We start from the raw sequence: 14721 nt of genomic DNA, 5'->3' as shown, positions 1-14721 counted from the left end.
TCCTAATTAACATCAGCTGCTAATTAACAATAGGCCATTCTTCAGAGTGCGGTAATTTAATTTCAAATAGCGACAATGAAAAACCCCGATGAGTGAATAGCATCACTTCATCGGGGTTTTATTTATACAACGAGTAACCGCTACTGCATGCGTTTTTTTAACCTTGCTAGATCGATTGCACTTGAGCGTACAGTTAATGTCACATGTTCATAGCCATACTCTTCTTTTACAACACTCATGCTAGAACGAATATCACCGATCACTCCGTTTGCCGTGTATGGCACCATAATCTCGTCTTCGATCATTCCTTGTTCCGCTAGATTAACAATGTACGCGTGCAGTTTTTTGATATCGAGAGGGTTATGAGTTGATGTGAGCATCGCATCTGGGAACTCTTCCAGCAACGCTTGCTGTTGTTCTGGACTTAGACGGTCGGACTTGTTCAATACTAAGAGTTTTTCGCTATCTTCTACGCCGACTTGTCCCAAAACATCGTGAACAACATCGAGCTGCGCACGAAAAGAAGGATCGGATGCATCCACTACATACAGCAGCAATGATGCATCATGCGCTTCTGCTAAGGTTGAATGAAATGACGCTACTAAATCGTGCGGGAGCTTTTTAATAAAACCCACCGTATCTGAAACTAAGATTCGAGGTTGCGTAATCGGCTGTAACACACGAACGGTGGTATCAAGAGTGGCGAAAAGCTTATCTTCACCAACCACTTCAGTGGCAGTCATTGCGCGCATCATCGATGATTTGCCAGCATTGGTATAGCCAACTAGAGCCACGCAAAATAGCTCTGAACGCTGTGTACGGCGATTTTTTAATTCATTTTGCACACTGACTAATTCACGCCTTAGATCGGCTAATTGATCACGTACTTTGCGGCGATCAAGCTCGAGTGAAGTTTCACCAGAACCTTGTCCCATTTGGCGTTCTTTATCACCACTGGCAGATTCACGAAGCCGTGGAACCAAGTAATTAAGACGCGCAATTTCGACTTGTAAGCGTGCGGTTCGAGTACGAGCATGGCGACTGAATATTTCAATAATAATACCGGTGCGATCAAATACTTCTACACCTAAATGGCTTTCGACATTTCGAAGCTGAGATGGACTTAAATCGCAATCAAATACCACTACATCTGCCGATGCATAAGGCAAATCTTCTGTGGGAAGATCTGAAAAATCAGTTTCATCAAAAAGATCGTCATATTCGGCCTCTTCAATTGAGCCTTGATAACCAGTCAGATGCGCAATTTCCGCCAGTTTTCCTATCCCGAGTGCGTTAAGATTTTGGGTCGAACTTTGCTTTTGCGATTGCGTTCCAACCACTTTAAACCCTAGGGTTGTGACTAAACGAGCAAGTTCAGCAAGAGATTCTTTTGCTTCTTCGCCTTTGAATTCAGGCGTGGTAATCGAAATAAGTAGCGCGTTATTCTGTGATGGTTTTGCTGTTAGTTTCATTTGTTAATCTGTTCGTGCACCGAAGTGCAAACCTAGTCATAAGTTTAAAGTCGTTTGATCCTACGCTGTTATAAGCTCGCTTTATAGAGTAATAGAATATTAAATGTAAATATTATTACTATCAGCGATAAAACAAGTCTGACAATCCATTATCATGATAGACCATTTGTGACATAGACACAGAGACTCGTTAAAAAATCTCGATGAAACATCCGTTCTGCGATTTTTGTTAAATTCAACACGACACAAATTGTTGCCACTACAATAATGACATTTTTCATTCCTCTCTAATTAGAAATTTATCAACCAAATAACACCCTTGATTATTATCAAGGGTAGTATTTGTCAACTACAACTAAAATGAGAATGATTATTATTTACTTTAAGCAGTGGTATGTCTCTAAGCAAATAATAAATTTCCTCATAAAGTGTAGTTAAAGGGACGAAAATGAAAAATAAAAATGGGTGTATCTTTTCCATCAGAGAGGCATCGAGGAGTAAGGTATCGTTAGCGATATCCGGAGTGTTATTACTTGTCGTCAATCCGACACAGGCAGACGAATTTATCCCCCAGCTTAAGGCACATGGCAAGCCTTCACCATTTGAAGTTATGCCGTTATATGACCTCAACCAGCCAGGTGGTGAGTTACCCTATGTTCAACCACAGGCAGAACCAATACAAGGGGCAATAGATACGGTTGTGCATTCAAGTTCCAGAACAGCCGTTGTGGGCACATCGTATAACAGTGCGACAGGTGGACACGAAACTTTTGCTGATGTGCGAAAGAAAGGCAGTAAGTTCTACGGCCGCGCGATTATTGTTGAAGATAACAAAAACCCAATAGCGATAGGTACTGGCTACAACAATGGTACTTTAAAAGTTGCAGAAGGCTATGTTTATGAATCCAAGGAAGTACCCGATGAGTGCTAGAGTAGATCAAGCCACTAATCTGTCGGTTTTTGGGTACAAAGATATTTAAAATCTGTTTTCTGGCTCACCAGATCTTTCTGTTAGGGTAATGGCATTTATGAGTAACAAGGTATGCCATCTTATGAATAATCTAAATATTCTTACTCAGGTAAATGCTAATCAAAGATTGGTGATGAAACTCGCCGAGATTTACCGCAGTCAAGTAGCAAAAGAGGGAATGATCGCCATCCCTGTTACAAAGAAATTGTTGGCAACACAGCTAGGCATGACCCCTGAAACTCTGTCTAGGGCAATCAAAAAACTCAAAACCGATGGCCATATTCTAGAGTCTGGAAACCATATAACCCTTGTAGATATAACGGCGTTGTGTCATTCCGTTGATCTCACACCTGAAATTTTCGAAAGGTTAACACATAGCAAAAAATGAACTTAATCGATAAGCGCATTTCTTGAGAGACTTGCAGTTACAGAGATCAGTGCACTTGCTACGTGTATGAATTCATAATAAATTTCTAAATTTAAGTCAAAAGAACACAACTCCATAACATGCATTAATGCGCAAGTATGTATTTATTTGGCTATTAGTGTATACTCAGCACAACGGCAAAGAGAAAGAGAAACAGAGTGAGTGTAGATGTAGTCATTTCAAACATATACAGTTTAATCGGCACACTATTGTTAACTAGTAGCCAGTCTGCCTTCTCAATCCAACAACTCGATAAGGTCTATGGTTACCTTTTAGCAATCTTAGGGTCTATATTCATGTTGGTGGCGTTTTATCGCCTAAACTCTATGACTTTTTTCATTTTCAATGTTTTTTGGCTTTTGATCTCTTTGTATGGATTAATGCGATTACTCGACAATAAAAAAAGCCTTTTAAATCAAAATTTAAAAGATAATAGCTCCCTCACAGCGCTCTATTTAATTTTGATATTATTGGTATTAGGAGCAATCGTAGCCAACATTTTAGGGGATGGTAATTGCGCATCAATCGCAGCCGTATCAATCTTCATTATCAGCTATATATCTTGTTCTTTTGGGCTTTTGACGCAAAGAAAATACATCTGCTTAAACGTTTTTGCTAACTTAGCGTCACTTCAACATTTAATCGCAATTCAGAACTATGTCGCTTCGATTCAAGTCGTCATTGTTGTACTAATTGCATATTACGGGCTGTTCACTACTATACGGTCAAACCAAGCAATCTGAACAGATCCTACTCTCGTAATGGTACTGTCAACTTAACTAACTTCAATTAACTGGCTGTTTCTCAATCGAATACCTCTTTAACTAGTTGTAATATTTCGTCATGTAGTAAAGACATCCATTCTACGACTTTTGTAAAAATCGGCACTGCATAAATATGAATTTAACATATTGTAAAACAATGAAAAAATACATAGAAAACACGACGCGTGTACGCTACTTTTGAATTTTCGCATTTGCTGTTCTGTTACTCTTGGTCACTCAATCATTAATCATCCAGCAGCGCTTCTACTTTTCTTAATAGCATTTTGATTTTATGTTGGTTGTTTTGTTTGGCACATTTACTGCCACTGCTGTGGCGGACGATAAGTTCAACCGGTATGTTGATCTGTGTTAATGCTTGATGCTCGGCTGAGTTGTGATCTTTTAATTTAATTGCTTCTATGACGGTCTGTTTTCCAATCGCAGTAAAGTCTTGTTTTACCGTTGTTAGTGGAGGCGTAAAGTAAGCACTATCCGCAATGCCATCAAATCCCACTACAGCGACTTGTTCAGGCACACTTATTTGTAATTCATCTAAGGCTCGTAATGCACCTAGAGCCATTTGGTCACTCGCAACAATAACCGCGTCAAATTTAATTTGTCGACCAACAGCCTCACGCACCGCTAAATATCCACTACTTGCAAGCCAATCACCTTGATATTGATAGCTAATAGTCTTACCTGCGTTATGAATTTCATCTACCCAAGTTTCAAGGCGAATGGCCGATGCGCTCGATTCTTTAGGGCCAGAAATGAGTAAAAATGTTTCACGTCCACCTCGAATTAAGTGGTTTACCACATCCTGTGAACCCTGTGCATGCTCACCGTGAACATAGTGAACGGGAGTGCCTTCTGGCACATCAACGAATATCAGATGCAAACTTGGAAATTGTTCGTCCAAAGATACCGCATCACTGGAGGTGAGGGGAACATTAAGAATAATGCAATCAACCTGTTGGGCGATCAGCTCGCGCACAGAAGCTTGAACGTACTCTAGTCCTGGCTGATTAACGACAGAGAAAGCGGTACCGAAATTTAACTCATTCGCTTTGTCTCTCACCCCATTGGCAATGAGTGCCGCACCATGCAATGCCATATCAAGTGTGATTAGTCCAATATTGGTCGACTTAGCGCGACTCAACATTTGTGCGCCTTTGTTGGGTATGTAACCAAGCTGTTTAATCGCTTGGTTTACTTTTATTCGAGTTTTTTCGGCGACATTATCTGAACCGTTTGTTACACGAGAAACGGTTTGGGTCGATACGCCTGCAAGCTTGGCAACATCTTTAAACGTGACACTCACAAGTTAGTCCATAAATTAATGATAGATTGAAATCATTATAATGAACTTATCAGTTAAGCGTTGTGTTTTTGTTCAAAATTGTCATAAAAAACATTAAATATTGTTTTCGAAAACAATAGATCTTGCTCATATTTTATTAAACTTAAATACGTTTTTGATCACATAATTTCGTTATATCACTACAGATAAAATAAATTCAGAGCAAGATATTAACCATTAAATGTTTACGAAAACAATACTGGATCTGCTATGAGTAATTTTGTTCATCTACACAGTAAAAATCACAGTTTAATTATTAAAACCGATAAAGTTCCTGAGATCCTTCATTGGGGATCGAAGATTTCGCACATCGACGATGACCTTTTATTGTCTACCGAGCGACCTATTTCTCAAGCTCGCTTAGACGTAGATGTACCTTTATCTTTATGCCCTGAACTTGGCAGCGGTCATTTTAATGCACCAGGGATAGAAGGCCATCGTGATGGTTACGATTGGGCGCCCGTGTTTACATTAATTTCTTCTCAATCTGATGATAATCAAGCGACCTTTTTGCTGGTGGATGACATTGCAAAACTTGAGCTCAAGGTTGAGTTAAAAATGAATTACGCGACAGATGTTGTTCAAAAGCGGGTGAGTGTTAAAAATATCGGCGCGAGTCAATACTATTTGGGCAAACTCTCTTCAACGTTACCGCTACCAAATCATGCCAATGAACTCATGACGTTCCACGGTCGTTGGTGCCATGAATTTCAAACTCAGCGCCAATGCTTTAAACATGGTGGTTTTATGCAAGAAAATCGCCGTGGTCGTACATCTCATGAAAACTTCCCTGGATTATTTGTCGGAACGGATGGTTTCAGTGAGCAGCTTGGTCAAGTTTGGGGGTTTCATCTTGGTTGGAGTGGAAATCACCAAATTCGAGCAGATGTACGTAGCGATGGTCGCCGGTTCGTGCAAGCCGGGGAACTTCTATTGGCAGGAGAAATCATTCTTGATGTTGGTAAAGAGTATCAAACCCCTTGGTTATATGGATGCTATAGCCATGCTGGTTTAAATGGTATCTCGCAACGTTTTCAACAATTTGTGCGCGATAACATTGTCACGTTCCCTGTCAATAAGCCTCGCCCAGTCCACTTGAATACTTGGGAGGGGATCTATTTTGATCATAAGCCTAAATACATTATAAAAATGGCAACCGAAGCGGCCGAAATGGGGGTTGAGCGTTTTATCATTGATGACGGCTGGTTTATTGGTCGCGATGGAGAACGTGCTGCGTTAGGTGATTGGTACCTCGATACGATTAAATATCCAGATGGTTTAGAGCCGGTGATTGAGCACGTTAATAACAAAGGCATGGAGTTTGGACTTTGGGTTGAACCGGAAATGGTTAGTAAAAATTCCAACCTTTACCGTAACCACCCGGATTGGGTACTAGGTTTACAAGGTTATCATCAACCTTCTGGTCGCTGGCAATATGTGTTAGATCTGCAAAATGAAGATTGTTATAACTATTTATTTGAGCGCTTAAATGACCTACTTACCCGCTATAACATTCGTTACCTAAAGTGGGATATGAACCGTGAACTCGTCCAGCCTGGCCACCAAGGCCGTCCTTCGGTCCATAGTCAAACTCAAGCCGTCTATCATTTAGTCGACCAATTAAATAAAGCCCACCCAGAAGTAGAAATTGAATCTTGTGCCTCTGGCGGTGGCCGTATCGATTTTGAAATCCTAAAACGAACTCAACGCTTTTGGCCATCCGATTGCAATGATGCGTTAGAGCGACAAACCATTCAAAAAGGAATGAGCTACTTTTTTCCACCTGAAGTGATGGGCACACACATCGGTCCTGCTGAATGCCACTCTACCAATCGTCGTCACAACATTAATATGCGAGGTGTAACGGCATTGACTGGCCACATGGGCGTTGAATTAGATCCAGTAAAAGAACCAGAAGAAGAAAAACAAGCGTTTTCTCGTTACATTGCTTTACACAAACAGTTTCGACATTTACTGCATAGTGGTCGTAGTTTCCGAATTGATCCTGCTGATCAAAATCAAAATATTTATGGTGTAGAAAATGAAGATGAAATGTTGATCATTGTGTGTCAGTTGGCAATGCCGGAGTACGCACTGCCTTCTCCACTGCGTATTAGTGACGCAGATATCAATGCGCAATATCAAGTTACGTTGGTTGAGATGCCCCAAATTAGTTTTCAGTTAATGAAACAGCGCCCTAAGTGGCTAGATAAAACACTAACGTTAAGTGGCGACAACTTGAAAGAGATTGGATTGAACTTGCCGATTTTAGACCCAGAATCGGCCCTTATCGTTCATCTTCAAAAACGCTAATGAACCATCAATAAACCCTATATATATCAGGTACAGGTGCCGTGATTGTTACCACTGCACCTGTACCTGACAAACGAATAACAACCAAAAACTTTAATAGATTAAGGACAAAATTATGCCAATGACAATCCTACTGTCATTTTTCTTCTTTACTGGCTTCGTGGTGTTTTTCACTTGGTCACGTGTGAAGAATCAAAAAAATGATTCAAAAGACGGCTTTTTCCTTGGAGGGCGAAGCTTAACTGGTGGACTTATTGCAAGTTCGCTTATTCTCACCAATCTTTCCGCAACTAGCTTTGTTGGGATGAGCGCCCTATCATTTAAGGGCAATATGTCGGTGATGGGGTACGAAGTTGCCTCAGGGATTACCTTGATCATCATCGCTCTGTTTCTGGTTCCCCGTTACCTTAAACAAGGTATTACCACTATTCCAGATTTTCTGGAATCTCGCTACGACCTTTCTGTTAAGCAATTTGTAACGGGACTATTTCTATTAAGCTATATTGTCAATCTACTACCCAACACTCTATATGCAGGTGCAATGGTTATTGGCGGTATCTTTGATATTGAAACAATGCTAGGCATTAATCGCTTTCAAGCAATTTTATTAATCGCCTCTATTATTGGTTTTTTAGGGTTATTTTATGCCATTTATGGCGGCCTAAAAGCGGTGGTTATTGCTGATACATTAAACGGTGTCGGTCTAATTGTTGGTGGCTTAATGATCCCTATTTTTGGTTTAATCGTTTTAGGGCACGGTAGTTTTATGGACGGCTTAGACATTATCACGACCAACGCGACAGATAAGTTACAGGCGATAGGTGCTGAAGATGATCCCAATGTGCCCTTTTCAACCATGTTTACTGGGTTACTATTAGTTAATCTTTATTATTGGGGAACTGACCAAGCTATCATTCAACGAGCATTAGGAGCGAAAAATCTTAAAGAAGGTCAAAAAGGCGTCATTCTTGCCGGTGCAATCAAGGTATTAACACCATTATTCTTAATTGTTCCAGGTATTATTGCTTATCATATGTTCGGTACAGTGGATGCGACGGGTCAAAGTTATGAAGCTGATACCATGTACACTCGACTGGTTAACGAAGTGCTGCCTAAACCATTGGTGGGATTTTTCCTTGCGGCAATGTTTGGTGCGATTTTATCTACATTTAACGGGGTCTTAAACTCCTCAACAACGTTATTTACGCTTAATGTTTACAAACCCATTTTTGATAAAGAGAACAAACTTTCTGATCAACAATTGGTTAATAAAGGTCGTTCATTTGGCCTGTTCATTGCTATTTTATCAGTTGGTATCGCGCCATTTATTATGTTTGCTCCAAATGGCCTGTTTGATTTATTACAACGCCTTGCAGGCCTATTTAGTGTCCCTATTTTTACTATCGTGTTTATGGGGTACATCACTAAACGTGTTCCAGCGATAGCTGCCAAAATTTCCTTGAGCGTTTTCGTACTGGCTTATGGTATTGTTCAATTTACTCCGGCATCAATGCATGACTATCTTGGTCCACTTAAGCCATTAGCTGAGTTACATTTCTTTCATCAACTAGCGGTGCTATTTGTAATTTGTTGTGTGATTATGTTTGTCATAGGTAAAGTTCGACCACGCGAAACAGATTATGTTTTACCCGTTAATGAGGCAATGGATATTAAACCTTGGGAATTTCGCTTTGAGGCTTCGGCGGTGATTCTTTACATGGTGCTTGGTGCATACATTACCTTCTCTAACTTAGGTTTGGTTGCGGGTGATTCATCCTTCATGGTGACCTACGCTTTATGTGGAATAGTTATTCTCGGTGGTCTCTTTGCTCGAATTAAAACAAAATTAAAATCTGCTCGCCTAGAAGCAAAAAACGTCTAATCTAAATGAAGATAGATTAACGTGCGTGATAATTGTGCAGTGTAAGCAAGTACAAGCACTTTGCGACGTTACGAAAACGACAGAGTAGTGTTGGTTAAATTAAAGCACGACTGGACGAACGTCATTCACCATCAATGGATCTACATTTAGCCTAGCAGTAACATAAAGCCAGTGTTTGCAATAACACTGGCTTTATGTCGAAACTCATAATATGAACCCTTACATTCCCACGACAACCTCAATTCACTTCCCTTGATAGTCACGCTTAAAATTTTTCTGTATATCGTAACAGATTTGCTTATCTGCGTTCTTTAGTTGGACCCCAACCTTATTAAACGCTTTTTGAATGGTTGTTGAGACGTACTTTGGTCCTTCTCCTACTAAAAAATTGGCTCTATCTTGATTCGTTTCGAATACGCAGACGATCTTCAAGCTTTGTGGAAAAGAAGAGAAATTGACTGTATGAGTCACCCACAGAAAACCATCGTAGCCTTTTAACGTCTCTTCACAAACTTCAGTTAATACATCTCTAATTTGATTTTCGATCTTCTTATCTGATTTACGCATGAAGTAAGCTGCCTATTTTGTAGTGGGTGAATAAATATAAGTATTTTATTTAGGTATATGATCAAAGAAACTTATTTCCTTACTAGTAACATCAACGCACTGTTTAAAAATATGTGGCAATTAAATAAACGGCTAGTCAATTGGAAGGTGACCTGTTTTCACTAAAATTATGGTCTCTTCTTCCACATAAGGAAAGTGCTCGCTCATGTGAGGACTGCGTATCCAAGTGTGTTTTGGGTACTCTGCATATTCATCTTTAAAGGTGCCAGATAGCACAAAAATCTCTTCACCACCGAAATGGCGATGCGGTTGAAAACGTTCACCCATCGGCCATTTCACCAACGCAACGTGCTCATGTTCGAACTGATGCAGTGGCATCACTTGCAATCCACCTATCCCTGGAAGCCAATCCGTTTCCAGAGTATTGATACGGACTTGAGTTAAGTCCCTCGCATCAAACTGGTTAAGCTTAACCAAGATCGTGCAGCCACCTTTACTCGATGGGGAGTGTGCACTGCCGGGAGGGTTACGAATATAAGTTCCCGCGGGAAAATCTCCGGTTTCATCAGAGAAGATACCATCTAAGACGAAGATCTCTTCGCCTTGTGGGTGCGGGTGCTCAGAAAACGAAGATTGAGGATCATACTTCACTACGCTAGTCGTGTGACCAGACTCTTTTTCTTCTCTTTCTAACGGCTTACGCCATACTCCTTTGGCTGGGCTCGCAATCCAATCTAGTGATTCAGTTTCAATAACCCGTTTCTTTGAAAAGTCCATGTTTAACATAGTAATGACCTTGCTCTTATTATCGTTTTAATTTTTATTATCTTCCTAGTTTCTATTCTACGCGAATATTCATCAAGGCGGGAGGCCACTTCACATGAATCTGTTCTTTCGGATAACTTCGACTAAGTCAAAGTTAATGACCTAAAAATGATAGGTCAGATTTGCTAATCCAATTCAGCCATTAATTACCATTTGGAAGCTTGCTCTAACTTGGAAAAACGTATGCATTATGAGCATGTCAATCCTGAATTTTGACCACCGTTCATCTCTAGTGCTAAACTCCTTTTGACCGTTTTTTAGTCATTTTGAGTTAATCGATTGACTGTTAAGCCTTCTAAAATTAAGTTCCACTGATTTTTTATAACAGACACCAATATATTTTTCTGGTTTATTGAGCATGCTATAAAAAAAACACACCTCAAAGTTAAGGTTACAGACATTATGGGATATTTTTACCTTGCGATTGCGATAATTGCAGAAGTAATAGGAACAAGCGCGCTAAAAGCATCTGAAGGATTTACTCAAACATTACCTAGCTTTGTGGCAATAATTGGTTACGGAGTCGCTTTTTATTTTTTATCACTAGTGCTAAAAGTGATTCCTGTTGGAGTTGCTTACGCTATTTGGGCGGGGCTTGGCGTCGTTCTTGTTGCTATAGTAGGAACCGTTACATTCAATCAAAAGTTAGACTTAGCAGCAATCATTGGGATGATATTGATCATAGCTGGGGTATTAGTCATGAACATATTCTCAACATCGATAGATCACTAGTTAAAAATCAACGACAACATCACCGTCCCTAAACCTCAAGCGGTAGTACAACCGGACGGTATGTTGAATGAACTTAGGAGGGAATGGATACCTTTTTATATTCATATGGAAATACTGCCATAGCATTAGTTAACTTGACAGTACCCCTCGATGTTTAGACCTAGTTTAATGCGTTAACGAGTACATATAAAATAACAAACTCAGGTTTACAAATAGCGTTACAATACTAAAAAGAGAGTTAAGTCCAAACCTTTCAAAATAACCTGACAGAAACATGCCAACAAAAGAAGCGAATATAAAATAAACGCCCTCTAAAATACCACTACCTGCACTAGTGACTATAAAATAAAAAGCCACCACCATGAGTAATATACTACTCACACTTCCTACTGAAGAAAGAAAACCCAAAAATGGATTTGAGTAACGGAATCCTTCTTCACGAATCTCTTGCTGAACAAGGTAGTTCGCTCCTGAAAAATGGGTCTTCCGCAACTTAGGTGGTGAAAATTTAATGAAACTTTTTATTTAACAACGATCTAAGCTATTTTAAGTTGGGATAATTTAATGGCTTCGCTCAAGACCTTATTACAGCTTCCTCGAGGATGGCATCCAACTCGACAAAGCACTTCTATAACTGGACTCAATGTTTATCTAAAGGCTTCCAGTAAGACTGCTCGTTGTCCTGATTGTTCGAAGCGCAGCAATTCTATACATAGTCACCGTAAGCGTCGCCTACAACATCTGCCATATGTTGGACAGACGCTATATTTGATATTTACAGTGCGACATTGGTACTGCCGCAACCGATTCTGTAAACAGCGTATTTTTGCTGAATCATTGTCACCATTCGCTGAGCCTCGCCAACAGTCTTCTATTGCTCTCCAAAATTTGCAGCGTCAATTTGGATTGATCGCTGGTGGTAATGCAGGGAAGCGAGCAGCAAGCAGTGTCGGTATTCGAACGAGTGCGGACACTTTGCTTCGCAGAGTAGTGCAAGCACCTGAGGCACCTCAACCTAAAACTCCACACATAGGTATTGATGAATGGGCGTGGCAACGTGGTCACACATACGGGACGTTGATCGTTGATCTTGATACCCATCGACCTTTAGTCTTACTTCCTGGTCGAGAGAAGCGAGCATTAACAACCTGGTTTAGGAAATATCCTGAAATACAGGTTGTCTCTAGAGATCGTGGGGGTATCTATGCTGTTGCGGCTCGTGAGGGAGCTCCCCAAGCTAGGCAAGTAGCCGATCGATGGCATCTTTTGAAAAATATAGGTGACGCTTTAGAACGGATGATGCATAGACATATGCCGTTAATACGAGAAGTTGCGAATGAATTATCACCCAAAGTAACAACACAAGCCGCGATCCACAAAGCCCCATCAATTCCGAGTAATTCGAGTTCGATACAACTGAAGCAACAGAAAAGAGAAAAGCGTTATCAACGATGGAGTCAAGTGAATGACCTCTATAAAAAAGGGAGCGGTATTAGAGAAATATCAAGGGTCACAGGGCTGTCACGAGTAACTGTTCGACGATGGATACAGTCGAAAACTTTTCCTGAAATATCAAGTAAACCACCGAGACCTAAGCTCATCGATTCGTGGCATGACTGGCTAGAAAAACAAATACAAAGCGGCCAATGTAATGCAAGCCAGTTATGGCAAGAAATGCTCGAAGCTGGTTTTACAGGTAGTGTTAGTACAGTGAGGGATGCTGTTTTCAAGCTTCGTAAAGGTAAGGGCTACCCAATGAATATTCCAGCACGCATTCCATCAGCATCTCGTATCAGTCGATGGTTAACACCTTGGAGAATAATTCGAGGGGAAGAAAACTATGCGTCACGATTTATTAATCTGATGTGTGCCAAAGAGCCTCAGTTCAAATTAGCACAAAAGCTCGCTTTAGAGTTCTACAAAATACTTAAAACAAAGAATAAAAAGTCATTAAATCGATGGTTCGATGATGTAAGCGATAGCGAACTTATCGACCTTCAGCGAGTTGCTAGAGGAATGGAGGCTGACTTAGCTGCGGTCAGTGAAGCTGTCGTTAGCCGCTGGAGTAATGGTGTTGTTGAAGGACATGTAAATCGATTGAAGATGTTAAAGCGTCAAATGTACGGCCGTGCAGGATTCGAGCTATTGAGACGTCGAGTGATGAGTCCTTTAGCATGATTTTATGCACCCTAGTTGCGGAAGACCCAGTTTTTGTTGGTAACACTAATGCTCTAAAACGCTTCAGTCAGATTAGTAGAAGTATGTTAATACCTTGGTCATTTGTTAGCAGTTTTTATTTAGGCCCTTGAAGCTAGCTCAGCAGTCAACTGATTTTCAATGTCCTCTCTGTATTCCTCTTCTAACGTTTCATTTACTTGTATAGCTTCGTAGATAGCTTGTAAAACAAAGGTAGATACCGCTCCACGCCTATCATTCTCTGGCACTTCGTGAAAGTCAGCTACATTACGAATTTCAGAAGTATCAATTGTAGCCATGCAGTCTGCATACGAGTCATGTGCCAAAAAAGGGTGTTCAGTTGAAGGGACTTCGATTTGTTGGGCTGTTAGTTGAGGGCTTCTTAGGATGAATGGGGTAATACCTGAATTGATAAAGAAAAATCGTTTGGGCCGCTTCGCTACCAGTATAAAGAACTTATGATGTGGATTTGTTTCAAATTCGACCCAGCGATAAAACACATCTCCTATACTAAGCGACATTTGCACTTCGCACGTAGTCCATGAGGTCTCTGTCACCAATTTCTTCAAGCATTGCCTCAAATGAAATTGCTTGATTTAACTCCGCAGACTTCCAAGCGTAGCCATGGCTAACTTCAGTACGAGCCTGAAAATCCATGTCAGAAAGAAGCTCTATTGCATAATCGATACTTTTTATATCAGATTTCGATAGTTTTTTGAGATTAGCATCTCGAAGAGCTCTTAGGTTGTAGCCTTCAACTTTTATATAGTGTTCTTCTGGTAAAGGACGCTGAATCATACTATATACTTCCGATGGAACAGGGCCATAGTTCATTTTAATGTACTTGTTTCCTGTTACAGGTCGGCCATAGTTTTCTAAGTGATTTAAATCCGCAAAAAAACACGTTTTCATCAACTGATGTTTATCACAACTGACACGCTTTGAAACAATGTAAATCATCATCTCAACTGCTTTTTCTTTATTATACTTAAACTTAATCACAACAACCTCAGTGTGGTTAGTTAGTCATATCGAAATCATAACAGAAATACTTAAGATACGCACATATACTGTATGCACAAACAGTTACCGAAAATACTTAATTTGAATTCTAAGTCACATTCAATCGCTGATTAAGCCTCACGTCACCTAACGCTAGATAAGCCTATCTAACACACCATAGTAACTGAGCACATAGTTAACCATTAGCCAA

At 40.2% G+C, this 14721-nt stretch carries 11 protein-coding genes and 1 pseudogene; 6 read left to right on the top strand and 6 right to left on the bottom strand.

Going from position 1 to position 14721, the window contains the following annotated elements:
- Positions 1-140: 140 nt before the first annotated feature.
- A complete protein-coding gene (hflX, locus tag ACLKML_RS05650) occupies positions 141-1472 on the bottom strand; it encodes a GTPase HflX (RefSeq protein WP_413282738.1) in 1332 nt (443 codons plus the stop codon).
- Between the two features lie 448 nt (positions 1473-1920).
- Here hflX and ACLKML_RS05645 point away from each other — a divergent pair, with 448 nt between their 5' ends.
- Entirely contained in the window at positions 1921-2403 is a 483-nt protein-coding gene (locus ACLKML_RS05645; protein WP_413282737.1) for a hypothetical protein, read from the top strand.
- Positions 2357-2830: pseudogene (locus ACLKML_RS05640) on the top strand (Crp/Fnr family transcriptional regulator); the annotation flags it as partial. The gene ACLKML_RS05645 and the pseudogene ACLKML_RS05640, both read left to right, overlap by 47 nt.
- A gap of 1047 nt (positions 2831-3877) precedes the next feature.
- Here ACLKML_RS05640 and ACLKML_RS05635 read toward each other — a convergent pair.
- Positions 3878-4954, bottom strand: coding sequence for a LacI family DNA-binding transcriptional regulator (locus ACLKML_RS05635; protein ID WP_413282736.1), 1077 nt, complete (start codon positions 4952-4954; stop codon positions 3878-3880).
- A gap of 249 nt (positions 4955-5203) precedes the next feature.
- Between ACLKML_RS05635 and ACLKML_RS05630 the strand changes: the two genes are divergently transcribed.
- A complete protein-coding gene (locus ACLKML_RS05630) occupies positions 5204-7306 on the top strand; it encodes an alpha-galactosidase (protein WP_413282735.1) in 2103 nt (700 codons plus the stop codon).
- A 115-nt stretch (positions 7307-7421) separates the two neighbouring features.
- Positions 7422-9188 (top strand): solute:sodium symporter family transporter, encoded by a 1767-nt coding sequence (locus ACLKML_RS05625; RefSeq protein WP_413282734.1) that lies wholly within the window; start codon positions 7422-7424, stop codon positions 9186-9188.
- A 243-nt stretch (positions 9189-9431) separates the two neighbouring features.
- Here ACLKML_RS05625 and ACLKML_RS05620 read toward each other — a convergent pair whose 3' ends face one another.
- Both ACLKML_RS05620 and ACLKML_RS05615 read right to left on the bottom strand, forming a co-directional pair.
- Entirely contained in the window at positions 9432-9755 is a 324-nt protein-coding gene (locus ACLKML_RS05620; RefSeq protein ID WP_413282733.1) for a Fis family transcriptional regulator, read from the bottom strand.
- Between the two features lie 132 nt (positions 9756-9887).
- Entirely contained in the window at positions 9888-10541 is a 654-nt protein-coding gene (locus ACLKML_RS05615; protein WP_413282732.1) for a cupin domain-containing protein, read from the bottom strand.
- A gap of 438 nt (positions 10542-10979) precedes the next feature.
- On the opposite strand from ACLKML_RS05615, the gene ACLKML_RS05610 reads away from it, so the two are divergent.
- Positions 10980-11312, top strand: coding sequence for a DMT family transporter (locus ACLKML_RS05610; protein WP_413283730.1), 333 nt, complete (start codon positions 10980-10982; stop codon positions 11310-11312).
- 564 nt (positions 11313-11876) lie between these two features.
- Positions 11877-13490 (top strand): ISL3 family transposase, encoded by a 1614-nt coding sequence (locus ACLKML_RS05605; protein ID WP_413282731.1) that lies wholly within the window; start codon positions 11877-11879, stop codon positions 13488-13490.
- Between the two features lie 119 nt (positions 13491-13609).
- Here ACLKML_RS05605 and ACLKML_RS05600 read toward each other — a convergent pair whose 3' ends face one another.
- On the bottom strand, positions 13610-14029 hold the full coding sequence (locus ACLKML_RS05600) for a hypothetical protein (protein ID WP_413282730.1): 420 nt from the start codon (positions 14027-14029) through the stop codon (positions 13610-13612).
- Positions 14019-14471, bottom strand: a complete 453-nt coding sequence (locus ACLKML_RS05595) for a Panacea domain-containing protein (protein ID WP_413282729.1) — start codon at positions 14469-14471, stop codon at positions 14019-14021. The genes ACLKML_RS05600 and ACLKML_RS05595 overlap by 11 nt, the downstream gene beginning before the upstream one ends.
- Between the last annotated feature and the right edge of the window lie 250 nt (positions 14472-14721).

This window comes from Vibrio sp. MA40-2, from assembly GCF_047302445.1.
Taxonomy (GTDB): Bacteria; Pseudomonadota; Gammaproteobacteria; order Enterobacterales; family Vibrionaceae; genus Vibrio.
The sequence above is the reverse complement of the archived record's forward strand: the minus strand, read 5'-3'. Positions and strand labels throughout refer to the sequence as shown.

Coding starts and splice junctions, on each gene's coding strand:
- hflX (WP_413282738.1), bottom strand. CDS start 1,472: ATGAAACTAACAGCAAAACCATCACAGAATAACGCGCTACTTATTTCG.
- ACLKML_RS05645 (WP_413282737.1), top strand. CDS start 1,921: ATGAAAAATAAAAATGGGTGTATCTTTTCCATCAGAGAGGCATCGAGG.
- ACLKML_RS05630 (WP_413282735.1), top strand. CDS start 5,204: ATGAGTAATTTTGTTCATCTACACAGTAAAAATCACAGTTTAATTATT.
- ACLKML_RS05625 (WP_413282734.1), top strand. CDS start 7,422: ATGCCAATGACAATCCTACTGTCATTTTTCTTCTTTACTGGCTTCGTG.
- ACLKML_RS05620 (WP_413282733.1), bottom strand. CDS start 9,755: ATGCGTAAATCAGATAAGAAGATCGAAAATCAAATTAGAGATGTATTA.
- ACLKML_RS05615 (WP_413282732.1), bottom strand. CDS start 10,541: ATGTTAAACATGGACTTTTCAAAGAAACGGGTTATTGAAACTGAATCA.
- ACLKML_RS05605 (WP_413282731.1), top strand. CDS start 11,877: ATGGCTTCGCTCAAGACCTTATTACAGCTTCCTCGAGGATGGCATCCA.
- ACLKML_RS05600 (WP_413282730.1), bottom strand. CDS start 14,029: ATGTCGCTTAGTATAGGAGATGTGTTTTATCGCTGGGTCGAATTTGAA.
- ACLKML_RS05595 (WP_413282729.1), bottom strand. CDS start 14,471: ATGATGATTTACATTGTTTCAAAGCGTGTCAGTTGTGATAAACATCAG.